Origin of the sequence: Microbacterium sp. Root61 (assembly GCF_001427525.1) — a bacterium.
Taxonomy (GTDB): domain Bacteria; phylum Actinomycetota; class Actinomycetes; order Actinomycetales; family Microbacteriaceae; genus Microbacterium.
Map to the genome: position 1 here is coordinate 2,099,091 of NZ_LMGU01000001.1, position 23,136 is coordinate 2,122,226.

The following is a 23,136-nucleotide window of genomic DNA, read 5'->3' on the forward strand; positions in this document are numbered from 1 at the left end:
CGTCCTTCCTATGCCCGCTCGTGTACGGGCTCGCCTGAGTTGGATTCCACGGCCAGGTCGATCCGATGCCCGCCCGCGGGAAGTGCCAAGACCTCACCCCTCCACGTCTGGATGCGCACGGGCAGTGGGCTGTCCACGGTGAGCTGGCCGCCGACGAGTTCGATACTCAGGAGTCCCGCGCGCGTCGGAACGGTCGCCCTCATCCATTCAATCCCGGCCGCTGCCGGAGCGATCCGGTATACGTCGGTTTCCAGGCCTACCGGGGAGACTCCCAGCACATGAGTGACGAGATCGCTCGTGGGAGTGCTGCTCCACCCGTGCGCTGGCGTTCCCCAGTCCCAACATTCGCCGAAGGTGTCGTAGCCGTCGACGAGGAAACGCAGCCACCTGCGCAGGAGGCGCGGAAGCAAGTCGGCACAACCGGCATGCGCCACCGCATCATGCACCACGGACGAGAAGAAGGGTTCCGCACGGACGATCCAGCGCCGCACATCCCAGTCGATCCGCTGCACGCCGGCGGCGCGGTCCTGCACCTTCTCTGCGAGCGTCCGGTCAGGAGATGCCGCGTTCCACCCGCGCGAGACGAGGTGGGATTCGTCTGTGATGCGGCGGGCCAGCGCCGTCCGACGTTCAGCGGACACCAGGTCGGCGACAATCGCCGCAGCATTGGCCGCTTGCGAGACCGCCGGCATCTGGATCCCATCGACGATGTGGTCGACGTACACGGCGCGGTTGGGATCCCAGAAGCACTCGAACCCGATCTCGGTTCTGGCGACCAGATCGCGTGCCCACCGCGCGCTGCCCATGTTGCCGACCGCGTCACAGAGCTCGGCGAACTCGCGCAGGCCTCGCACCCAGAGAGCTGTGAGGATCGCACTGCGCCCAGAGGTGAAGACGCTGGCCCAGTCGACCAGCCCCCACTCGGGGACATCCGCGAGCACGCCGTCCACATCGGCGTACTGTTCGAACCAGGTCAGCATCCGTTCCGCGGTGGGTAGGTGCGTGCGCACCACATCGAGCTTGTGACTCGCCCGGGCGTAGGTCCACAGGCCATGCAGCCAGTGCAGCGACCAGTCCGGGATCGTGTACCGCGAGTCGGATTCGATGTCGCCCGCGACCGACATCGGCAGCATCCCGTCGGCGCGAGGAGAGTCGCACATATCGAGGTATCGCTCGACCAGGCGCCAGTCCCGATTAGCGACGAGATGCACGCCGAGGTGCACGACCCCGTCACCGACCCAGGCGCGCTGCTCGCGAGTAGGACAGTCCGTAAAGGCATCGGAAGAGTTCACCTGCACCGTGCGCACGCCCGCGTGCCACAGCCGCTCGAGCTCGGAATCGCTGGAGGCGAAGGATGCCCCCGGGGCGAAGGGGTACACGTGTTCGCGTACCCGCAACTCCTCGATCCGTACGTCAGCCGACATTGGCGGCGTGATCAGCACGGCCGCCACGCGTACCCCGTTCGTCTCGAGGGCATGGAATCGCCCCGGCCCCCCGCGCGCGATGATCCTGGCCCCGGCACGCGGCACGTACCGGGCATCCTGTGCCGGATCGTGGGGACGCTCCAGGTATGCAAGATCGAACACGGTGCCTGCTGGGGCGTCGAACGCGAACTCGACGAATCCCGACAGCACTCGACCAAAATCGAACTGCCAGAGGAGTGGGTCATCCGGCGATGAACGGTGCGCGGATTCCGTGGTCGAGCGCTCTGCCAGCGCCGCGACACCGGACAAAGCCGCCTGCACGGAGTCGATGGGGGGCCTTGACGGTTGCTCGCCGGGACGCACCAGGGTCGCAGACGCGGGCGACACCAGATCACCGTCCAGTCGTGCGATGCCTCGGGGTCGCAGTGCGCCGTAAGGGTAGGCGGGCGGGCGAGAACGACGCGACCCACCCGGGTGAAGCGCCTGCGCGGGGACAGCGCTCAGGAACTCGGTCGTGTCACCGGCCGGCAGGAGCCAATCGACGTCGAGCTCGCGTTGGTCGACGATCTCCACCGGGAGCGAAGCCAGCATCCCTGCCCCTGGCAGCGTCGACCATGCCGTCATCGGCCGCGCGGTCCACGCGGGGCCGCTGGCGAGCGCAGCCCAGGCGTAGGGCAGGTCGACGATCAGGCACGCCGAGGAGCCGAGGCCGGAGCTCACGCGCGCCCGTTGCCAGATCGCGTTGTCGTGACCGTAGAACGTGACGAGGACGGCGATCGTGTTGAGCCCTTCGACGAGAGCTGCGCCGATGTCGTAGTCGTCGTAGGTCCAACGGTAAGGCTGCCCCCGCACGGGACCGCGCCCGATCTCCTGCCCGTTGACCCACAGCACGTACCGCGAGTCGGCGCTGATGCGAAGCGGGACGGCCCCCGGCGGGTCAGCGAGTGTGAAGTCACGGCGGAATCCGATTCGATGCAGACCGTCGGCGACAGCCTGAGCGGCACTGATCCATTCACCGGTCCAGGGTCCGAACGGGGACTCAGGCTGCGTCATCCTGCTCCGCCTCCACAAGACCGCTGGCATGTCGCGCCGCGCGGCGCCGGGCCTGCTCGGCGGGGTCGGTGACCGGTGTCGCGAGCAACAGGGCACGTGTGTACGGGTGCTGCGGAGCCTCGGTCACTTGTCGGGTTGGTCCGGTTTCAACGATGCGGCCGTGCCGCAGCACCGCAATCCGATCGCTGATGCTACGCACCACCCCGAGGTCATGGCTGATGAAGAGGTACGCGACACCCGTGCGATCCTGCAGCTCACGCAGAAGGGTGAGGATCCGCGCCTGGGTGGAGACGTCCAGCGCGCTAGTCGGTTCGTCGCAGACGATCAGCCGAGGGCTCAGCGCGAGGGCGCGCGCGATCGCGATGCGCTGCCGTTGGCCTCCGGAGAACTCGCTGGCCAGGCGCCGGCCGGAGTCAGCGGGCAGATGCACGCCGTCCAGGAGTTCCTTCACCTGCGATCGCGCGTTCTTTATGCCGCGCACCACCAGGGGCTCGATCAGGATGTCCTCCACCGTCATCGCGGGGTTCAGCGACGAGTACGGGTCTTGGAAGATCGCCTGAAGTCCCACAACGCTGACGCGCCGCCGCCGACGTGTCAGATGCGTGATGTCGGTCCCGGCGAAGCGAACTGACCCAGCGGAGATCGGTGCAAGCCCGAGGATCGCGCGGCCGATGGTGCTCTTTCCGGAACCGGACTCGCCGACAAGGCTCAGGGTCTCCCCTTGCGCGATCGTCAGGTCGACGCCGCGGATGACCTGCGTGGTCCGACTGCGTCGGCCGAACTTGACGTGGAGGTCCTTGACCTCGAGTACTGGGTCTGACATCTGCGGGTCTCTCAATGCAATTCGGATGCCGCGCGCAGCAGCTCACGGGAGTAGTCGGCCTCAGGACCCGCGAAGAACGCCGCCGTCGGCGAGTCCTCGACGATCCGGCCGTTCTTCATGACGGCGACGCGATCGCAGAGGTCGGAGACGACACCGAGGTTGTGGGTGACGAGCACGACCGCGAGGTCGCTCTCGTCACGCAGGCCTCTGATCAGGTCGAGCACACCCGCCTGCACGGTCACATCCAGTGCGGTGGTCGGCTCATCGGCGATGATCAGCTCCGGATCGCCGGCGACTGCTCCGGCGATGAGCACTCGCTGCGCCATTCCACCGGAGATCTCGTGCGGGTACTTTCGCATGACCTCCGCCGCGTCCGAGATTCCCACCCGCTGCAGGAGGTCGGCGATGCGCGCATCCGCCGCCGACCGCGAGATCTTGCGGATAGCGCGTAGCCAACGCCGCATCTGCGTTCCAATGGTCATCGTGGGATCCAGGTTGGTCATCGGCTCCTGCGGGATGTAGGCGATCTTGGTTCCGCGAACGGCGCGGAGCGCCGCCTCTCGGCCCAGGATCTCCTCGCCGTCGAAGCGGACCGAGCCGCCGACGATAACGGCGTTCTTGGGAAGGACGCCGAGGACGCTGAACGCCGTTTGCGACTTCCCGGAGCCGGACTCTCCGACAAGTCCGACGATCTCGCCGCGACGCACCTCCAGATCCACACCGTGCACCACTTCGCGGAGGCCCGAACCATTCGTCGGATATGCCACCCGCAGACCGCGAATGCTCAGAATCGCATCTGTCGACGGCATGCGTCGAACACCCTCAACCGGCGAGGCCGCGGCCACCAGGGCACGGGCCGCACGAGTGGAGAGGATAACGCGCTTGGACGATGGGTCGAGCGCATCGCGCAACGCGTTGCCGAGCAGCACGAAGGCGAGCACGGTCACGGTGACCGCGAGCGCCGGCCACAACACCCCGGTCGGGGCGACGTAGATGTTGCGGAAGGCGAAGTCGAGCATGCCGCCCCACGAAGGCTCCTGTGGACTCCCGAGGCCGAGAAACTCCAGGGCTGCCTGGATACCGACGGCCGCACCGAGAATGAACGAACTCTGAATGATGATCGGCGAGCGCACGGCGCGCACAACATGCCGGAACAGGATCCGCGTGTCGGTCAAGCCGGAGACCTTCGCAGCATCGACGTACAGCTCCCCGCGGACCGAAGCGACGACACTGCGCGTGAGGCGGTAGAAGATCGGGGCGACCATGACGCCGTAGATCGCCATTGCGAGCAGGATGTTCGGGCCGATGACCGCATAGAGCGCGATCAGCAGGACGACGCCAGGCAGGGCGAGCAGCACGTCAGAAACCCAGTTCGCCACGCCCTGGATCGCACCGGCGTAGTAGCCGGCTAGCAAGCCGGCGACCGCGCCGATGCAGACGGAGACGAGGAGTACGACGGTGCTCGCGAGCAGGGTTCCGCGCGCAGCCCACAGCAGACGAGACAGCACGTCGCGCCCAGCCGAGTCTCCGCCCAGGATGTAGTCGCCGGTGAAGGGCGGCGCGTTGGTGAGCTCGACTTTGGTGGCGTTCGGATCGAACGGCGCGATCCAGGGAGCGAACACCGCGGCAAGCACGATCACCGTGAGCAGCACCAGGGAGATCAGGCCGAGCGGGTTGCGAAGCAGCCTCCGGAAGGGGTGTTGCGCGCCCGGCGCGGTGGCATCGACCGGTACGGGTACGGCTGCGGCTTCGCTCATCGCTGCCTCACCTTCGGGTTGAGGGCGGCGTTGACCAGGTCCGCGGCGAGGTTGACGATGATGACGACGATGACGATGAAGATGACGCAGCCCATGATGATCGGGATGTCTCCCAGGAGTGAGTTCGTCACTGTGAGCTCACCGACGCCGGGCAGCGAGAAGACCCGCTCGATGACGACGACTCCGCCCAGCAGGACGATGATCTGCAGGCCGAGGATGATAATGCCCGGCCCTGCTGCGTTGCGGAACACATGCCCGAAGATCACGGGCCCCGATCGCATCCCGCGAGCACGCAGCGTGCGGACGAAGTCCTTCTCCAGCACATCCTTAACTGCACCGCGGAACTGCTGCGAAGCCGGCCCGACAGAGGCGATGACGACAGCGGTGACTGGCAGGAACAGACTGAGTGCCCACTGCGCGGGACTCTCCGTGAACGGCACGTAACCGGTGGCAGGGAAGAGTCTCGCGCTGACGGCCAGGGTCATGACGAGCACGATGGCGACGATGAAGTTCGGGATGGCGGTTCCGATGAGCGCGACGAACTGCAGCACCCGGTCGACCCACCCCCCGGCGACCGCGCTCGCGATGCCGAGCAGGGCGCTGAGCACCGCTGTCAGTAGCATCGCGATGCCGACGAGCGCGAGCGTCACCGGGATACGGCTCGCCATGATCGTCGTCACTGCCTCGCCCGTGTAGTAGCTGGTGCCCAGGTCGCCACGGAGTGCCGCGAGCACCCATTCGGCGTACTGGAGGACCACCGGGCGGTCGAGCCCGAGCTCGGCGGCCTTGGCCGCGACCTGGGCGTCGGTCGCATCCACTCCGAGGATGGTGCGCGCGATGGCGGCTCCGTTGCTGAAGACGAGCGCGAACGTCGCGAACGACACTCCCAGCGCGAGCAGCACGCTGAACCCCACACGTCTGGCGACGAAACCGACCATCGGCGAACCTCCTCTGTGAATGCGTCGGTGACTACTGGAAAGACTTGAGCTGGGGAGTCTGGAAGTAAGGATCAGGCGTGCCGCTGACCGTCACATCCCCTGCCGTGCCGAAGTACGCGGTGCGGTTGTTCCACGGGATGAACCAGGCGTTCTCGACGACGTACCGGTTGATTTCCTGCAGTGTGGTCGTCAGCTCCTCGCCGGCGGCGCTCTGTGCGGCGTCGGTGAGAGCGGCGAGTTCCGGTGTGGTGTTGTCCTTCACGTTCCAGGTCGCGTCAGCGCTGATCGATTGCCCCACGCCCCAGAGGCCGGACGAGAGCGGCATGCTGATGTACGTCATCGGGAATCGTCCGCTCAGCAGCTCGGGGACTGCCGTGGCGCCGGCGATCGGCGTCTCGGTGACGGTGATCCCCAGCTCCGCGAACTGCTGCACGATGAGGGGGTTGGCCTGATCCGTCTGCGGCGTGCGCGACGGGATCTCGATTGTGAAACCGTCCGGGTAGCCGGCTTCCGTCATGAGCTTCTTCGCCGCCGCGACGTCGTAGGCGTAGTCCTCGTCGAGATCTGCGATGAAGCCCTCGGTCTCGGGTCCGAACATCTGCGTGGTCGGATCTGCCAGACCCTGGAACAGTCCCTTCGCAATGCCTTCACGGTCGAACACCAAGTTCAGCGCCTGGCGCACCTTGGGCTCCGCGAGAGCGGGCACCATGGTGCCGTCGCGATCGAAGATGATGATGCCGTTGGTGGCGTCGACCCAGCTGAGCACGGACAGATCGGAGGCCTCTGCTTCGGCGAAGGTCTGCGCCGACAGGGCGGCACCGTCCACCTGGCCGGTCTTGAGCGCGTTCAGGCGCGCGGTGACGTCGGTCATGATCGTCACGACGATTTCTTCGTAGGGGTATGCATCAGCGTTCCAGTAGTCGTCGCGCTTGGCGAAGGTGAGCACGGAGCCGCTCGTCGACTTGGCCGCATCGAAGGTGTACGGACCGGAGCTGAGCGGAACCGCGTCGACGTCCGCCGAGGCGATGGCGGCTGGGGAGGCCACGATGCCCGGGCTGAGGCACATGTAGGTCGCCAGCAGGCCGCGGGGTGCCGGGGCCGTCACGACGACCGTCTGCTCATCGGGCGCGTCTACCGTGAGCCCTGCGACGCGTACCGCGCCGGACCCGCCGCCGGTCTGCATGTGTTCGATGGACGCCTTGACGGCCGTCGAGTCCACGGGCGTGCCGTCTTCGAAGGTCATGCCGTCGCGCAGCGTCATCGTGAGGCTGGTGTTGTCGTCGGTGAAGGCGAAGTCCTCGGCTGCGCCGGGGCCGACGGAGCCATCCTCATTGCAGGTGAGCAGCGTGTCGTAGACGGCGGTCCACTGCCAGACACCGTCGAACGCACTTGTCTGGAGCGCCGGGTCCCAGGATGCCTGCGCCGTCGAACTCGCCAGCCGCAGCTGAGAGTAGTCCTTGGCTTCCGTCGGATTCTCGGTGGGCGCGCCCCCACCGGAACACGCGGTCAACGCGATGGCGATAGTGGCCGTGGCGGCCGCGATCGAGATGCGGCGCGCGCGCCGCGATGTCAGTGCCCTCATCAAATACTCCCTTGTAGTCGAACCGGCACAACAGCCACCTATCGATGACGCGGGTGTCGTGCAGACTCAAAGTAGTCGGCGGTACTTAATCGTGCAAGTTAGAATCAATGGATGTTACTGAATCGTGAAAGTTCAATGATGCGATCGTGTGATCGTTCGGCCACACTGAAGAGATGACGAGCAGCGAGGTAGCTGTCGCAGGACGGGGACGCCGCGCCACGGCGGCCGATGTCGCGCGACTGAGCGGGGTCTCCCGCGCGACCGTCAGCTACGTGTTGAACAACGCCCCCGGGCAGACAATCCCCCTCACCACTCAGGAGCGGGTGCGGGCGGCCGCAGCAGAACTGGGATACGTTCCCAGCGCCGCCGCGGCATCCCTCCGCCGCGGCCATTCCCGCATCATCCTGATCGTCACCGAACCGGCACTGTTCGGGTTCATCACGGATCCGTTCCTGTCTGCGATCTCATCTCGATTGACGGATGCCGGATTCGTTCCCGTCACACACCAATACAGCACAACCGAGGCCTTGCAGGCGCTGGTTGCTGAGATCCGCCCGTACGGAGTGCTCGCGCTGATCGCGTTGGATCCGGAGTTCAAGACGGAGATCCACGATGCCGGAGTTCCGCGCGTCTACTCCTCAGGGCACGGCGACACGAGCTACCCCCGGCCGTGGGAGGAAGAGATCGGCGAGCTGCAGGCGCACTACCTCATCGACCGCGGAGCCGAGCGCCTCGTGTACGCGATGCCCAACGACGAGAATCCGCGCACGCCGATGGCGCGCTCGCGAGCGATCGGCGTCGCCGCCGTCTGCGCAGCGCGTGGGATACCGGCCCCCATACCGGTGGAGGTGCATATGGATGCCGAGAGCTCCCTCGAAGCCCTCGGCGCGGTCGTCGCCTCGGATGCGGTCATCGGGATCTGTGCGTTCGACGACGAGGTGGCGAGCGTCGTGCTAGCGGCAATGCATCGCCTGGGCAAGGGTGTGCCGGGCGATGTCCTCGTGATCGGCGTGGACAACACGCCCTTTGCTCCGTTCCTCACCCCGCCGCTGACCACCATCACAATCGACGGGCGCCAGACCGGCCTCGCCCTCGCGGATCGCTTCCTCGCAGGCGACAACGGCGCCGGCGCGGAGTCCGTTTCCCACGCCATCGCCACAATCGTCCGGCGCGGAAGCGCTTGACGCCTCAGGGCACGCAGCGGACGTTGGTCACGGTTCCGCTCACATTCGCATAGCCGTCCGCGGATGCCGTGGCCAGCACCGTCGTGCCGTTGCGTGCCTGCAGATAGCCGGTCGCGCGGGCGTCGGCGATCGAGCGGGTGACGATGCTGGTCGTCGAGAAGACGCCGCACGTGCCCCAGCTGAGCATGCTGCCGGCCGTGTCGTAGCCCGAGAAGGCGCACACCCGGCTGGTCGGGCACATCAAGACCGAGCGAGCATGCGGATCGGGCACGGTCAGGCGCATGTCCAAGGCCGGCCAGTACGCGTTCCGGGCATCCTCAACGACGCCGCCCGGCGTCTCGGCGAGAGCTTGGGCGATCACCGGATCGATCGGCTCCGTGGCATGGGCAGCGCTCGGCGCCCCCACCAATCCGGCGACGACGGCGAGGGCGACAAGGACTGACTTCATGCGGTCAAGTATCCCAAAGCGTGTACGCGGTCACCGCTCCGACGGGGAGACTGCCGTCGGGTGTGGTCCGAACCATCTCTGTTCCGACGATGCGGCCGGTGTCCGCCGAGATCAGCAGAATGATCTCCTGACCGGGCAACCGGGCAGCCTTCGCACCGAAACCGAGCACATCCCGATCGGCGCGATCGCGGGTGGTTCCCAGCATCGTCAGTCCACCGGTGTCGCTCAGGAGGGTCAGCAGTTGCGCGTGCTGCTCGTTGGTGAGCGTCCAACGACTGAACATGCTCTCGATCGCGATCACCACGTCGCCGGCGTCGCCATCAACCGGCATCCCGAATGCCTCCAACGCGAGGCGCATGTCGGCTTGGGTCGGTCCCGGAGCCTCGACGACCGGGCTGTAGAACTGCCCCGGTGCGAAGTCCTTCTCCATCACGATCGTGCCGGGAGCCGGGGCATCCGTGGCCGTCACCGCGGTATCTGCGCCGTCCGCCCAATACGGTTCGCCCGCGACGATCGTCGTGCGGCCAGACAAATCGGCCTGCCACGACGTCTCGATGATCTGCGGGCTGATCGCGACCGATCGTCCTCCTTCGGGCGGGTGATCGATCTGCAGGTACCAGCCCACCGATCGTGACTCCCGTGCGGGGGCGGCCGGCCCTGGCGCGGAACGCAGCAGTTCACGAGATGCCGCCAGCTGTGCCGAGGCCGACGCGTTCTCGGGGGTGAAGACCAGCGCCGGTGGGGTGATGGCCGATGCGGTCTGCGGTCCGAAGGGGAAGGCGACGACGATGGCCAGCGCGATGACGACCGCGGCGGCGACCGGCACGACGAGCGTCGGCCAGCGCAGGCGGCGGCGGACCTTCAGAGGTGAAGCGGCATCGGCCGTGATGCGCCCGCGCAGTGCGACCATCGCAGGGGTGAGGGGAGCGTTGGCGGGGGTACGCGCCGGGTCGGCGCGTCGGATCAAGGCGGCGAGTTCGTCATCAGTCAGCGACATGTTCTGAATCACCCCGTTCCTCCATGACCTGGTCGCCCAGGATGCTGCGCAGCTTGGCTCGGGAACGGCTGAGGCTCGTCCACACTGCCCCGGACGAGATTCCGACGACCGCCGAGATCTCGTCTGCGCTCAATCCTTCCCAGTAGGTGAGGAGCACCACCTCTCGCTCTCGCGTGGAGAGCTTCGAGACGGCCTCCCGGACGGCGAGGCGGTCAAGACCGCTGATCTCCGCAACGGGCTCCTCGTCCAACCGTCGCAGCGCGATCTCCGCGCGACGCCGGCGCCCGAGCCGCTTGTTGAAGTCGCGGACCTTGTTTCCTGCGGTCACCAACAGCCAGGGCAGGTCCACGGATGCGCCGTGCTGAAGCTTCTCCCAGCCGGTCCGGAAGGCATCGGCCGCGAGATCTTCAGCGACCGACGGGTCCCACACCCGCCGTTCGATGTAGCGCACCACCGTGATGAAATGCTCGTCGAACAGCGCGTCGAACGCTGCTCGAGTCACGGTTTCTCCCTATTGCCACACCGCCCCCCAGCGTATGTGGACGGTCACGCCGAACCCTACAGATCGTCGAACAGCGACCCACTGGCCTCTCCGACGGCGAGTGTCCCCACCGTCGAATCCGGGCTGCGCGCACTCCCCGGACCCATCGACGCCGCGAACACCCCGGCGCCGAGACCGATCAGGATTGCCACGATCCCCGCGATCGTCCACGGGAGGATCTTCCGCTCTTCATTCACGACGCCTCCTCAGGGTGCTTTACCTCTAAGTGGCCACAGCGGCGGGAACCTTACACGCATCTCGAAAAGATTCTGTGCGGCGTCGGATGCGGGGACTAGCCTGTCGCCGACACGCACCACCGCAGCGCAGAGGAGGTCGACGATGGACGACACCGCGAACGAAGGTGCACCGCCGACAGACGGGTTCGTGCAGCTCCTGCCGCTCGAGTTCCACGCGACCCCCGGCGTCGAAGACTGGCACGTGCTCTTCTGGGGAGCGCACGTCTTCTACCGCACGGCCTCCTTCGCGCAGGCTGCGGGGTTCGTGGCCGCCATCGCCGAGGCGGCCTCAGCGGTCGGCCATGACCCCGACGTCGATGTACGACCCGAGGGCGTGACCGTCCGGTCATTCACCCGACCGGACGGCGCATTGAGCCGCAAGGACGCCGAACTCGCCGCGGCCGTCAGCGCGCACGCCCACCGACTGGGCCTGCAATCCGATCCGTCGCTGCTCGCCGTCGTGGGCATCGCGGTGGCGCAGGATGCCGCGACCGACACCCGTCCGTTCTGGGAGGCCGCGTTCGGCTACCGGCGCGTGGGCGACGAGGATCTCACCGACCCGCTCCGGCGCGGGCCGCACCTGTGGTTCCACGAACTCTCGCCCGCGCGCCCCGGGCGCGGCCGGACGCACATCGACGTGTCGGTGCCCGCAGAAGAAGCGGAGAAGCGCGTGCGGGCCGCGATCGCCGCCGGTGGGCGGATCGTCGACGACAGTCAGGCGCCGAGCTGGTGGACCATCGCCTCGCCCGACAACCATGGCGTCGATATCGCCGGCTGGGCCGACGTCGAGGCGTGAGGGGGCGTCCGCCGGACGGGCATCTCACGGAGCCCGCCCGTCCGACGTCGGATCAGAGCGTCAGCAGCACCTTGGTGGCGCGGCGCTCGTCCATCGCCCGGTAGCCGTCCGCGGCGCGGTCCAGCGGAAGGGTGAGGTCGAAGACCTTGCCCGGATCGATCTTGCGGTCCCAGATCAGCTGGATGAGTTCGGGGAGGAACCGGCGTACGGGCGCTGGCCCGCCGTGGAGGTGGACGCCGGAGAAGAACAGCTCGAGACCGGGGAGTGCGACGTCGTGCGAGACGCCGACGTAGCCGACGTGACCGCCCGGGCGGGTCGCGCGGATGGCCTGCATCATCGACTCCTGAGTGCCGACGGCCTCGATCACGCTGTGGGCACCGAGCCCACCCGTGAGTGCCTTGATGCGAGCCACCCCGGCGTCGCCGCGTTCCTCGACGATGTCGGTCGCGCCGAACTCGCGGGCGAGGGTCTGCCGGTCGGCGTGACGGCTCATCGCGATGATCCGCTCGGCGCCCAACTGCTTCGCGGCGAGGATGGCGAGCAGTCCCACAGCGCCGTCTCCCACGACCGCGACGGTCTTGCCGGGGCCGGCTTCTGCCGCAACCGCGGCGAACCAGCCGGTGCCGAGCACGTCGGATGCCGCGAGCAGCGCCGGGATCAGCTCGGGGTCGGGCAGGCCCGGAGTGGCGACGAGGGTTCCGTCGGCGAGGGGGATGCGGGCGTACTCGGCCTGGGTGCCGTCCAGACCCGTCGCGTGCACGCAGCGGGATTGGTAGCCGGCACGGCAGATCTCGCATTCGTTGTCGGAGGCGAAGAACGACCCGACGACGAAGTCGCCGACGTTCACCGTATGGACGTCGGCGCCGATCTCCGTGACGACGCCGACGTACTCGTGACCCATCGGGGTGCGATCCGTATGATCCGCGCCGCGATACGGCCAGAGATCCGAGCCGCAGATGCATGTTGCGGACACGCGGATGATCGCGTCGGTGGTTTCGATGATGGTGGGGTTCGGTCGCTCTTCGACGCGAACGTCTCCGGGGCCGTGCATGATGACTCCGCGCATGGAGGTTCTCCTTCGGGGTGGGTGGTGTCAGGTTTCAGAGCTGAGCGGCGAGCGCCAGGGTCTCGGTCGGCGACTCGGCCGGTTCGGGTGCGCGTCGCGCTGTGCGCGCGATCAGCACCACGTAGGCGAGCCCCGCCAGGACGATCGAGGTCACTGTGACGATTCCGAGCGGCAGGATCGCCGCGGCTCCCGCGATCCCGACGAGGGGAGCCGCGACGGCCCCGAAGGCGAAGCGCGAGGTGCCGAGGAGGGATGACGCGGTCCCGGCCATCTGCGGATACTCGGCGAGCGCGAGAGTCGTGGTCGGCGGGGTGGTGACCGCGACGCCGCTGACCATCAGGAACAGCGACAGGATCACCACGACGAGCGGCACCGCGGTCAACCCCGCGACGAGGAGTCCGCCCGCTCCGGCGGCGCACATCGCGAGGCCGACCGCGAGGGTGCCCGTCACGCTCCAACGCTCGGCCGTCCGCGCGGCCAGGAATCCGAACACCATGAAACCGGCCGAGGTGAGCCCGAAGGCCAGCGCGTACTCCTGCGGAGAGAGCCCGTAGATGCCTTGCAGCACGTAGGTCGCGCCGGCGAGATAGGCGAAGACGGCGGCATTGGCGAGTCCGGTGACCAGCACCGCGCCGACGAACACCCGGTCGTGCAGAAGCTGTCGGAAGTCGCGGCCGGCCTGACGGAACCCGCCCGCAGTGCGACGCCCGTCGGGAAGGGTTTCGCGGAATCCGAGCAGTGTCGCAAACAGGATCCCGGCGCCGATGACGGCGAGGAAGAGGAACAGTCCACGCCAGTCGGTGACGGTCGCCAGCATCCCACCCACAAGCGGCCCGACGATCGCGGCGAGGCCGGCCAGGACCGTGAGCCGCCCGTAGAAGCGGATCAGCGCACTGCCCGAGTAGAGGTCACGTCCGGCCGCCTGGGCGATGACGATCCCGACCCCTCCGGCCAGCCCCTGCACGACGCGAGCGACGATGAGCATCTCGATGGTCGGGCTCAGGGCGCACAGGAGGGACGTCACCACGTAGGCGACCAGTCCGATCAGGAGCGGGATGCGGCGACCGTAGCGATCGGAGAACGGTCCGGCGACGAGCTGCCCCAGCGCGAGTCCGATCAGGCAGGCGGTGATGGTCAACTGCGCGACCGAGGTCGCGGCATCCAATTCAAGAGTCAATGCCGGGAGGACGGGCAGGTACAGGTCCATCGAGATCGGTCCGAATACGGTGAGCAGGAGGAGCAGCGACGGGACGAATCTCCCGACTGCGGACGGACCGGAGGCGACTGGGGTGGCGGGCATGATTCACAGCCAACTCGGTTCCGCGGAATCGAGGGAGTTCCTGCCAAGGGGTGTACTGACAGGGCACCCCACCCGCGGATGCCGCGACCTACGATGGCGGCATGGACAACCGAGCCGAGGTACGCGAGTTCCTCATGACGCGACGGGCGAAGCTGACGCCGGATGCGGCAGGAATCTCGGCCGGCCCGAATCGGCGGGTGGCGGGCCTCCGCCGCACCGAAGTAGCCATGTTGGCGGGTGTCAGCGTCGAGTACTATGCGAAGCTCGAGCGCGGCGCGATCTCCGGCGCCTCCGCCTCCGTGCTCGAAGCGATCGCCCAGGCGCTGCAGCTCGACGATACGGAGCGCGCACACCTGTTCGACCTCGCCCGCGCCGCTGACGGCATCCCCTCCTCCGGCCGCGCGAGGCGCCGCACGACGAAGTCGGCTGCGCCGCGCCCGAGCCTGCAGTGGGCGCTGGCGGCGGTCACGGACGGCGTCGCGTTCGTGCGCGACCAGCATCAGGACGTCTTGGCCGTCAACGCGCTCGGGCGCGCCTTCTACTCCCCCCTGATCGGCGACGGCGGCCGCACGCCGAACCTCGCCCGTTTCCAGTTCCTCGATCCGGCATCCCGCGACTTCTATCCCGACTGGGATCTCTTCGCCGAGATGTGTGTAGCGATCATGCGCGCCGAGGCCGGTCGCGACCCCCACGACAAGGGCCTGCAAGACCTGGTCGGCGAGCTCTCCACACGCAGCGACACATTCCGTCAGCTATGGGGCGCGCACGACGTTCGGACCCACGGTGCGGGCACGAAACGCTTCCAGCATCCGGTCGTCGGCGAAGTGACCCTCGCCTACGAAGAGCTCGCCATCACCGCCGAACCCGGCCAGGTGCTGATGATCTACACCGCCGAGCCGGGTTCACCGTCGGCGGAGCGGCTGCGACTCTTGGCATCGTGGGGCGCGGAGCAGCCCGCCGGTGTTTCCCTGTAGCGACTACCCGTCGGAGCGCAGCGCGTCCACGAGTGTGCGGCCGACGGCGCCGATCAGCGCGTCGGCCTCGGGCGCACGGCTGCGGTACCGCGGGATCCGCAGGAACACCGCTACGGCGTAGCGCGCCCCGTCCGGGTACTCGACGACGCCGATCTCGTTGCGGACGACGCCGATGGTGCCGGTCTTGCCGCTCAGGGCGACCTCGCCCGGGAATCCGGACGTGAGCCGGTGCGGCCACACCTGAAGACCCAGGATGCGGCGCGCTTCGGCGCACGCGGCGGGCGTGCCCGCGGCATCCGTCCAGAGGAGCTGGAGAAGGCGCGTGGACTCGCGCGGCGTGGTCCGGTTGGTGACCTCGGGAGTGTTCGCCCTGAGGGTGGGAACGAGCTCCGGCTGCGCGTCCATCGCGGCCGTGATGCCCTCGAGATCGACCCCCAAGTCCTCGCCCATCGACTCGAACAACGCCTGGCAATCGCCCTCGAGGAACGTGCCGGGCAGGCCGAAGGCGCTCATCGTCTCGTTCACGCGGTCGCGACCGACGAGTTCCAGCAGGATATCGGTCGCGGCGTTGTCGCTGACGGTGATCATCGACGTCGCGATGTCGCGGATCGACCACGTCGTGGGATCGCTGAACACGGAGAGTCCCGTAGGGCCGAGGGTGACGGTCGCGGGGTCCACGATGAGGGACCGCGCGGCGTCGAGCTCTCCCGCGTCGCTCTGCCGCGCGTACTCGAGCAGGATCGGAACCTTGAACACGGATGCTGTCACCACGGCGGAGTCGGACTGAACGCCCAGCCCGCGCCCGCTGTCGATGTCGATCGCGTGCGCGAACACCCCGATTCCGGTCTGCGCGCTGAGCTGCCGCACGCGCTCCAGAGCGGCCGTCATCGTCGCAGCATCCTGATCCACGATCATCGCATTCTCCTTCTCGATTCGATCCATCACTGTGCCGCCGTCCGGTGCGCGTACCGATGCGAGCTCCGGAGCCCGACGACCCGGCCGTCGCCGTCGCGGACGAACTCCCCGACGGCCCCGCGCGGACGGGAGGCCGAGACGATGCCATCGCCGCGCAGGACGACGGTCGCATCCAGATCGGGGAGGTCGGTGGCACCCTCCATCTCGATCCCGATGATCAGCACGTCCTCGGCGCGGCGCACCCGGAAGGTCCAGCCACCGCAGACGTACGTGCCGACGTAGTCGTCCCATCGATCCGATGCCGGGTCGACCGCGGGAACGCTGAGCGGCGCTCCGACGAGCTCGTCGAGGACCCAGTCGCATGCTTCGTTGACCAGCGCGAACCCGCCCCAGCTGGTGGCCACCACGACGACGGCCAGATCGAGCTCGGGCACGATGTACAGCTCGGTCATGGTGCCGAGGTTGGCGTTGCCGCCGTGCCCGACGATGAGCGGACCGCCGGGTCGCTGCGTCAGCATCCAGCTCGTGCCCACCGACTGGTCCGGCCCCAGTCGCGCCTGCGGCGTCATCATCTCCTGGGCGGCGGCGGAGCTGAGCTGACCGCCCTCGCGCAGGAACCGCAGGTGCGCGCGGGCGTAGGCCAGCTGATCGGCGATGGAGCTGCTGATCCCACCCGCCGGCAGATGGCCGCGCGGCATCGACCACTCCTCCTCGGGCTGCAGCCGGCCGTCCACCTCGTAGTGGCCGACCCCGTGGCGCCGGTTGGCCACTTCGCCCGGCGACAGGAACGTGTGGTCGAGGCCGAGGGGTTCGAGCACGAGGTCACGGAGAACGTTCTCGAACGAGTCGCCGGTGACGACCTCGATGACCCGGCCCGCGACGATCAGGGCCATGTTGTTGTAAGACGTCTGCGTGCCCGGCTCGAGGTGCTGCGGCACAGTCGGCAGCACCTCGTCGACGGCCCGCGCGAGGGCGTCGTCGCCTTCGCCCGTGAGGACCTCCACGTCGCCGAGCCACCCCGCGGTGTGGGTGAACAGGTCGCGCACCCGCACCTTCGCCCGCTGTTCGCGGAGGTGCTCGGGGACCTCGAGCACTGACGGCAGGTAGTCCGCGACGGGGCGGTCGAAGTCCAGGATGCCGCGCTCGGCCAGAATCGCCGCCACCGTCGCCGTGAAGGTCTTGGAGACCGACGCGATCATGAAGGTGGTGTCGGGCTGGATCGGCAGTGGGTCGCGGGTGCTCGTGATGCCTGTGACCGCGATCACCTGCTCGTCGCCGATCGAGACGGCCATCGCGGCGCCGGGCACGCCGAACCGCGCGGCGGCGTCATCGAGATAGGCCTGAACCCGAGCGAGATCGATCCGGGCTCCTGTGGACAACTGGGTCTGGGTCATCAGAGCCTCCTCCTTCCGGCGTCGCACGGACGCGGTCCGTCACGCCGAGCGGGGCGGGTGGGCCACCGCAACGGTGACCGCGCGGGTGGCCGCGTCGAACGCGTCGTGGCCCCCGGTGGCGCCCATGCCGCTGTTGCGTGCGGGCTCGTAGATGTGCCCGTTGCCGCCCTGCCACTGGTTGATCCACACGATCCCGACCGGGAGGTCGGCGGCGAGCGCCTGATGGTGCGGGTTGTCGGTGTACACCGTGGCGGCGAGGCCGAAGTCGGTGTGCTGCGCCCGCCGGATGCCCTCGTCGAAGCTCGCGACGGTGACGACCGGGATGACGGGACCGAAGGTCTCCTCGTTCATGATGCGCATGCCGTCGGTCAGGCCGGTCAGCACCGTCGCCGGGTAGAACGCGCCGAGGCGGTCGGGGACTGCACCGCCCACCACGACACGCGCACCCTGGGCCACGGCATCCTGCACGTGCGCATGGACGATCTCGCGCTGCCCGGTGTCGACCATCGGCCCCATCGAGGGGTAGTCGGTGTCGGGGTCGCCGGCGGTGAAGCGCTGCGCGTGCTGCACCAGCGCCGTCGTGAACCTCTCCGCGACCGCTTCGTGCACGTACACGCGCTCGATCGAGGTGCAGATCTGGCCGGTGTTGACGAATCCCGCCTCGGCGACGGCTTCGGCGACCGCCTCGATGTCGACGTCTTCGTCGATGACGGCGGCATCCTTCCCACCCAGTTCCAGGATGCAGCGGTGCAGCGCCTGCCCGCTGGCCGCGGCGACCGCGCGACCCGAGGCCACCGAGCCGGTGAAGTGCGTCAATGCGATGCCCGGATGACTGTTCAGCATCGCACCGGTGCGGCCGTCGCCCAGCAGCAGGCTCAGGACGCCGGCGGGGAGGTCGGCGAGCTCCATCAGCCGCAAGGCCGACAGCGACGCCTTCTCAGACGGCTTGAGGATGACGGGATTGCCCGACATCAGCAGCGGAGCGAGGGCGCCGAGAACCGCCGGAACCGTGAAGTTCCACGGCACGATCAGCGCGGTCACGCCCACGGGTGTGCGCCGGATGGTCGTGCGAGTGCCGTCCGGCTGGATGTTCACCGTCTCGAAGGCGTAGGACTCGGCCTCGGCGATCCCCCGCTCGAAGCCGCCGATCGCACCCTCGATGAACATCTGACCGATCGCCGCGGGCTTGCCCATCTCGACGCGCTCCAGCTGGGCCAGCTCCTCGCTGTGCTCCCCCAGCCGCGCCGCGAATCCGCGGAGTGCGGCGGCGCGGTCGGCGATCGGGAGCGCCGACCAGACAGGCAGAGCCGCTTCGGCAGCGCGCACCGCGGCGTCGACGTCCTCCGCAGAGGAGATCGGCAGGTCACCGACCGGGCTCCCGTCGAAGGGACTCACGAGGGGGCGTCGCTCGGTGCCCGCGACGTCGCCCCACGCACCCCCGATGAAGTTGCGGAACGACAGGGTGGTTCCGGCAGCGACGTTCATCGCACTCCCTCGAGGATCTGCGCAGCAGCGCGCTCGCCGGTCATGACCGAGACGAGATGGGTGTTGGAGGTGGAGACGAAGGGGAACACCGAGGCATCCGCCACCATCAGACCGGTCGTTCCGTACACGGCGCCGCGGGGGTCCACGACCGCGTCCGGGTCGCCCTCCGCGCCCATCCGGCACGTGCTCGTGCCGTGCTGGGTGTCGCCGGCGGTCTCGCGCAGGTGCGCGTCCAGCTGCCGGTCGCCGCCCGCCAGGGCCTCGCGGAGCTCGGTGTTGGCCGCCCACAGGTCGCCGTCGACGATCTCCGCGAACGAGGGGTGGTCGGCGAGATCGCGCAACAGGCGAACACCATCGCGCAATCGCGCCAGGTCCGACCCCGCTTCGTCGGAGAGCATGTTCTCCCGGACTGTCGGGTCGACGGTCGGGTCCGCCGAGACGATCTCGACAGATCCCCGGGAGAACACGCGGTTGACCCAGACCCCGATAGCGCCCGCTCCGGCACCCGCGTCCGCAGCGCTCATGCCCAGCATGTTCTGGTTCAGGCTGACGAGCATCATGTCGTTCTCCAGCCCCGGATCGCCGCTGGAGTACCGCACGCAGCAGTTCGTGTGGCGGTCCTCCGGCCCGGCCTTCAAGCCGTCGCGCAGCGGCACATGGATGAGGATCAGCGGGTGGTCCTGCATCCCCTGTCCGACCGGCAGCTCGCTGCGCTGGGCCACACCGGCGCGGCGCAGCACCGCCTCGGGTCCGATTCCGGAGCGCATCAGGATCGACGGCGAGCCGATCACTCCCCCGGCGAGCACGACCTGGTCTGCGCTGTGGCGGTCGCCGTTGGCGAGCACGACGCCGGTCGCCCGGTCGCCGTCGAACACGACGCGGTCCACGATGCTGTCGGCGATGATCCGGAGGTTCGGCAGCGCGCGCACCGGTTCGAGGTAGCCGTCGTTCGCGGTGACCCGCAGGAGGTCGCGCGAGTTGATGGGGTAGGGCGACACCCCGGTCGCACCCGGGGCGTTGACATCGGGCGCCCACGGGAATCCGGCCTGCAGCGCGGCCAGTCGCAGTGCCGTGTCGACGGCGCCCCACTCCGACAGCGGTGCGCGGTAGATCGGGATCGGCCCGCCGCTGCCGTGGGCGACGTCCGACCCGTATTCGAGGTCGTCTTCGAGGCGACGGAAGTAGGGGAGCACATCCGGCCAGCTCCAGCCATCGCATCCGAGGGCCGCCCACTCCTCGAAGTCCCGCTCGGAGGGGCGGATCGCGATCTGCCCGTTCACCACGGAGCTGCCGCCGAGCCCTCGGCCGCGCCAGTAGAGGAAGGACTCCTGCGCCTCGGTGCGGCTCGCGACGAGGTCGTTCCAGAGATAATCGTGTCGGCTCTCGCTGAGCAGGCCGTGCACCGGATTCGGGGAACGCCATTCGGCGGGCAGATCGGCGGATCGCTCGTCGCGACCGGCCTCGATCAGCAGCACGCTCATCCCAGCCTGCGCGCAGCGGGAGGCGATGGCGGCGCCGGCGGACCCGGCTCCGACGACGACGATGTCAGTGTTGGTCACGTGATTCCTCCGACGACGTCGCTACGGCGTCCTGTAAACTGGGATCAGTCTTCAGGTGAGACTGAGTCTTCACATAGTTTTGAATGCTGTCAAGAGTCCGAGGAACCGACATGACGTCACCCGAGCTGCCCAAGACGGTCGCCGCGTTCGGTCGCGAAATCGGCCAGGCCATGGGCTGGCCGCCCGTCGCGGGGCAGGTGCTGGCCACCCTCATGCTGACAGACGGTGCCCTCTCCTTGCAGGAGCTCGGCGCACGACTCGGCGCCAGCGCGGGGAGCATCTCACAGGTGACGCGACTGCTCAGTTTCAGCGGCGTCATCCGACGGGTCAAGATGCCCGGCGGCCGTCAGGTCGGGTACGAGTACCGCCAGGACGCATGGATCGGATGCCTCCAGCACGAGGTCAGCGTCGACCGCTCGCTCCTCGAGCTGGCCGACGCCACGGTCAAGGATGAAGAGTCGCTCCCCGACTTCGCCCGCGAGCGGATGGTCGACATGTCGAGGTACTACGGACTGCTCGTGGACACCCTCGATGCGGCGATGCCCCGCCTGCACGCCCTGCTCGCCAGCACCGAGTCGACCGAAGCCCCAGCCGCGGACTGACGTCCCGGTCGGACCGCACGGATCCCTCGGCGCACAGGGCTGGCGTAGGGTGACCGGAGCGCCTCGCGGCGCAGACGAAGGGCGTGGCGATGGGCGATGTGCTCCTGAATATCCTGCTCATGCTCGTTCTCACGATCGCGTTCATGATCGTGCTGTCCCGGGTGGGGAACCGCTTCCTCGGAGTGCACATCGGCTTCGTGCGTCTCGTGCTGGCGGGACTCATCGGTCTCGCCGCCGAGCTCGGGTTCGAATCGGCGTTCGTGTGGGGGAAGCAGGACTACAGCCTCGCCCTCCTCCCGCTGCAGATCGGGATCGTCTTCCTCGTCGCCATCGCCTTCCTCGTGATCGCCGAACTGCTCGTGCCGTCCGGCTCGCTCCCCCGCCCCGACAGGTGGATCCCGTCCCTCAAGGCGCAGGCCTCCCGCACGCGCAGGTACGCCGAGGTGTCGCGGATCGCCGTCCGCAACGGCCTCGTCGCGGTCCGTCCCACCGCCGATCGATCGACTGCAGGCCGCACCGAGCGGGCGCAGCAGGCGCGCGCCCTGCGCGGCGCCCTCGAAGAGGCCGGTGGGGCATTCGTGAAGCTCGGCCAGTTGCTCTCGACCCGCAACGACCTGCTCCCGCAGGAGTACCTCGACGAGCTCGCGCGGCTGCAGCAGCGCGTCGCACCGGCGCCCTGGCCCGATGTCCGAACCCTGCTCGAAACCGAGCTCGGCGGCCCGCTGGAGCAGTTCTTCTCCTCGTTCGACCAGACGCCGCTCGCTGCGGCATCCATCGGCCAGGTGCACCGGGCCACGCTTATCGCAGGGCAATCGGTGGCCGTCAAGGTGCAGCGACCCGGAATCGTCCCGCTGGTCGAGCGCGACCTCGACATCGTGCGCCGCCTGGCGACCCGGTTCGAGCAGACCACGACGTGGGGACAGGATCTCGGCGCCCGCGACCTCGCGGAGAGCTTCGCCGAGAGCCTGCACGACGAGCTCGACTACCGCATCGAGGCGGGGAACATGACCGCCATGGCCGAGACGCAGGCGCGGCATCCCGCCTCCGAGCGGGTCGGCATCCCGGCCCACTTCCCCGAGCTCTGCACCTCCAAAGTCCTGGTGCTCGAGCTCGTGGAGGGCGACACGCTCAGCGACTCTCGTGCGCTCGATGCACACTCCGACGCCGAACGCGCCGCGCTGGCCACGCGGCTGCTGCGCTCGACGCTCACACAGATCCTCGATGACGGCGTCTTCCACGCCGATCTCCACCCCGGCAACATCATCCTGCGCTCCGACGGCGAGCTCGTCCTCCTCGACTTCGGCTCGGTCGGCCGTCTCGACTCCGAGCTGCGCGCCCAGATCGGCGGCGTGCTCCTGGCCTTCTACCGCGGCGACGCCGGCGCCTTCGCCGACGCTCTCCTGGGCTTCGTCGAGCTGCCGGATGAGATCGACGAAACCGCCCTGCGGAGGCAGATCGGCGTGTTCGTCGCGGCCAAACTCGGGCCCGGCGCATCCATCGATGTCACCGTCTTCACCGAGATGATGCGGATGCTGACCGCCAACCGGATCGCCGTGCCCTCGGAGCTCGCCTTGGCCTTCCGTGCCGTCGCCACCCTCGAAGGAACACTGCGTCGCCTCAGCCCGACGTTCGACATCCTCAGCGAGGCGAGCGCGTACGCGTCGGAACGGGTCACGCAGGGCTTCAACCCGACGGCGATGTTCACGACGCTCAGCGACGAGGTGACGGCACTGCTCCCGATCGTGCGCCGCATCCCGCGGCAGATCGATCGCCTCACCGGCGCCCTCGCCGACGGACGCCTCAGCGTCAACGTGCGACTCTTCGCCGACCGCCGCGACCGCGAGCTCATCAACGGTCTGGTGAACCTGATCGCCGCGACCGTACTGGCCGCCGCCTTCGGCATCATCGCGGCCATGCTGTTGATCAGCGACGGCGGACCGCAGATCACCCCCGAGTTGAGCCTGTTCCAGATCTTCGGCTACCTCGTCGCCGTACTCTCCGGGCTGCTCACCCTCCGAGTGCTCTTCGACGTGTTCCGCATCCGGCAGCGGCACTGAGATCT

20 protein-coding genes are annotated in these 23,136 nt (G+C 68.4%); 5 read left to right on the forward strand and 15 right to left on the reverse strand.

Going from position 1 to position 23,136, the window contains the following annotated elements:
- Positions 1-8: 8 nt before the first annotated feature.
- Genes ASD65_RS10175 through ASD65_RS10195 form a run of 5 tightly spaced genes read right to left on the reverse strand, consistent with a single transcriptional unit; the run spans position 9 to position 7,577 of the window.
- Positions 9-2,477, reverse strand: a complete 2,469-nt coding sequence (locus ASD65_RS10175; protein WP_056221997.1) for an alpha-L-rhamnosidase-related protein — start codon at positions 2,475-2,477, stop codon at positions 9-11.
- Positions 2,464-3,300 carry an ATP-binding cassette domain-containing protein gene (locus ASD65_RS10180; protein ID WP_056222000.1) on the reverse strand — a complete coding sequence of 279 codons (837 nt, stop codon included), beginning with the start codon at positions 3,298-3,300 and terminating at the stop codon, positions 2,464-2,466. The genes ASD65_RS10175 and ASD65_RS10180 overlap by 14 nt, the downstream gene beginning before the upstream one ends.
- Positions 3,301-3,311: 11 nt before the next feature.
- Positions 3,312-5,057, reverse strand: coding sequence for a dipeptide/oligopeptide/nickel ABC transporter permease/ATP-binding protein (locus ASD65_RS10185; RefSeq protein WP_056222003.1), 1,746 nt, complete (start codon positions 5,055-5,057; stop codon positions 3,312-3,314).
- The gene (locus tag ASD65_RS10190) at positions 5,054-5,995 is read right to left on the reverse strand and encodes an ABC transporter permease (RefSeq protein WP_156378831.1); all 942 of its coding nucleotides are present in this window, start codon (positions 5,993-5,995) and stop codon (positions 5,054-5,056) included. The genes ASD65_RS10185 and ASD65_RS10190 overlap by 4 nt, the downstream gene beginning before the upstream one ends.
- 31 nt (positions 5,996-6,026) lie before the next feature.
- On the reverse strand, positions 6,027-7,577 hold the full coding sequence (locus ASD65_RS10195) for an ABC transporter substrate-binding protein (RefSeq protein WP_056222006.1): 1,551 nt from the start codon (positions 7,575-7,577) through the stop codon (positions 6,027-6,029).
- 173 nt (positions 7,578-7,750) lie between these two features.
- On the opposite strand from ASD65_RS10195, the gene ASD65_RS10200 reads away from it, so the two are divergent.
- Positions 7,751-8,761 carry a LacI family DNA-binding transcriptional regulator gene (locus ASD65_RS10200; protein ID WP_056222009.1) on the forward strand — a complete coding sequence of 337 codons (1,011 nt, stop codon included), beginning with the start codon at positions 7,751-7,753 and terminating at the stop codon, positions 8,759-8,761.
- Between the two features lie 4 nt (positions 8,762-8,765).
- On the opposite strand, the gene ASD65_RS10205 is transcribed toward ASD65_RS10200, so the two are convergent.
- The 4 genes from ASD65_RS10205 to ASD65_RS19145 are packed head-to-tail and all read right to left on the reverse strand — an operon-like array spanning position 8,766 to position 10,944.
- Positions 8,766-9,209 carry a hypothetical protein gene (locus tag ASD65_RS10205; protein ID WP_056222011.1) on the reverse strand — a complete coding sequence of 148 codons (444 nt, stop codon included), beginning with the start codon at positions 9,207-9,209 and terminating at the stop codon, positions 8,766-8,768.
- A gap of 4 nt (positions 9,210-9,213) precedes the next feature.
- Entirely contained in the window at positions 9,214-10,206 is a 993-nt protein-coding gene (locus tag ASD65_RS10210) for a hypothetical protein (protein ID WP_056222015.1), read from the reverse strand.
- Entirely contained in the window at positions 10,193-10,708 is a 516-nt protein-coding gene (locus ASD65_RS10215; protein WP_056222018.1) for an RNA polymerase sigma factor, read from the reverse strand. Before ASD65_RS10215 ends, ASD65_RS10210 begins: the two co-directional genes overlap by 14 nt.
- A 56-nt stretch (positions 10,709-10,764) precedes the next feature.
- The gene (locus tag ASD65_RS19145) at positions 10,765-10,944 is read right to left on the reverse strand and encodes a hypothetical protein (RefSeq protein ID WP_056222022.1); all 180 of its coding nucleotides are present in this window, start codon (positions 10,942-10,944) and stop codon (positions 10,765-10,767) included.
- A 142-nt stretch (positions 10,945-11,086) separates the two neighbouring features.
- Here ASD65_RS19145 and ASD65_RS19150 point away from each other — a divergent pair, with 142 nt between their 5' ends.
- Positions 11,087-11,779 carry a VOC family protein gene (locus tag ASD65_RS19150; protein WP_056222025.1) on the forward strand — a complete coding sequence of 231 codons (693 nt, stop codon included), beginning with the start codon at positions 11,087-11,089 and terminating at the stop codon, positions 11,777-11,779.
- Between the two features lie 52 nt (positions 11,780-11,831).
- On the opposite strand, the gene ASD65_RS10230 is transcribed toward ASD65_RS19150, so the two are convergent.
- Together ASD65_RS10230 and ASD65_RS10235 are read right to left on the reverse strand one after the other, a co-directional pair.
- The gene (locus ASD65_RS10230; RefSeq protein ID WP_056222028.1) at positions 11,832-12,845 is read right to left on the reverse strand and encodes a zinc-dependent alcohol dehydrogenase family protein; all 1,014 of its coding nucleotides are present in this window, start codon (positions 12,843-12,845) and stop codon (positions 11,832-11,834) included.
- A gap of 34 nt (positions 12,846-12,879) precedes the next feature.
- A complete protein-coding gene (locus ASD65_RS10235) occupies positions 12,880-14,145 on the reverse strand; it encodes a multidrug effflux MFS transporter (RefSeq protein ID WP_056222031.1) in 1,266 nt (421 codons plus the stop codon).
- A 101-nt stretch (positions 14,146-14,246) separates the two neighbouring features.
- On the opposite strand from ASD65_RS10235, the gene ASD65_RS10240 reads away from it, so the two are divergent.
- Positions 14,247-15,119 (forward strand): helix-turn-helix transcriptional regulator, encoded by an 873-nt coding sequence (locus ASD65_RS10240; RefSeq protein WP_056222034.1) that lies wholly within the window; start codon positions 14,247-14,249, stop codon positions 15,117-15,119.
- Positions 15,120-15,122: 3 nt separating this feature from the next.
- Here ASD65_RS10240 and ASD65_RS10245 read toward each other — a convergent pair whose 3' ends face one another.
- Genes ASD65_RS10245 through ASD65_RS10260 form a run of 4 tightly spaced genes read right to left on the reverse strand, consistent with a single transcriptional unit; the run spans position 15,123 to position 20,472 of the window.
- Positions 15,123-16,034 (reverse strand): serine hydrolase, encoded by a 912-nt coding sequence (locus tag ASD65_RS10245; RefSeq protein ID WP_200948648.1) that lies wholly within the window; start codon positions 16,032-16,034, stop codon positions 15,123-15,125.
- Between the two features lie 26 nt (positions 16,035-16,060).
- On the reverse strand, positions 16,061-17,428 hold the full coding sequence (locus tag ASD65_RS10250) for a serine hydrolase domain-containing protein (protein ID WP_056222037.1): 1,368 nt from the start codon (positions 17,426-17,428) through the stop codon (positions 16,061-16,063).
- Between the two features lie 39 nt (positions 17,429-17,467).
- On the reverse strand, positions 17,468-18,913 hold the full coding sequence (locus tag ASD65_RS10255) for an aldehyde dehydrogenase family protein (RefSeq protein ID WP_056222040.1): 1,446 nt from the start codon (positions 18,911-18,913) through the stop codon (positions 17,468-17,470).
- Entirely contained in the window at positions 18,910-20,472 is a 1,563-nt protein-coding gene (locus tag ASD65_RS10260) for a GMC family oxidoreductase (protein ID WP_056222043.1), read from the reverse strand. Before ASD65_RS10260 ends, ASD65_RS10255 begins: the two co-directional genes overlap by 4 nt.
- Before the next feature lie 110 nt (positions 20,473-20,582).
- On the opposite strand from ASD65_RS10260, the gene ASD65_RS10265 reads away from it, so the two are divergent.
- Together ASD65_RS10265 and ASD65_RS10270 are read left to right on the forward strand one after the other, a co-directional pair.
- On the forward strand, positions 20,583-21,074 hold the full coding sequence (locus ASD65_RS10265; RefSeq protein ID WP_056222046.1) for a GbsR/MarR family transcriptional regulator: 492 nt from the start codon (positions 20,583-20,585) through the stop codon (positions 21,072-21,074).
- Positions 21,075-21,163: 89 nt separating this feature from the next.
- Positions 21,164-23,131 (forward strand): ABC1 kinase family protein, encoded by a 1,968-nt coding sequence (locus tag ASD65_RS10270; protein WP_056222049.1) that lies wholly within the window; start codon positions 21,164-21,166, stop codon positions 23,129-23,131.
- The last annotated feature ends 5 nt before the right edge of the window (positions 23,132-23,136 follow it).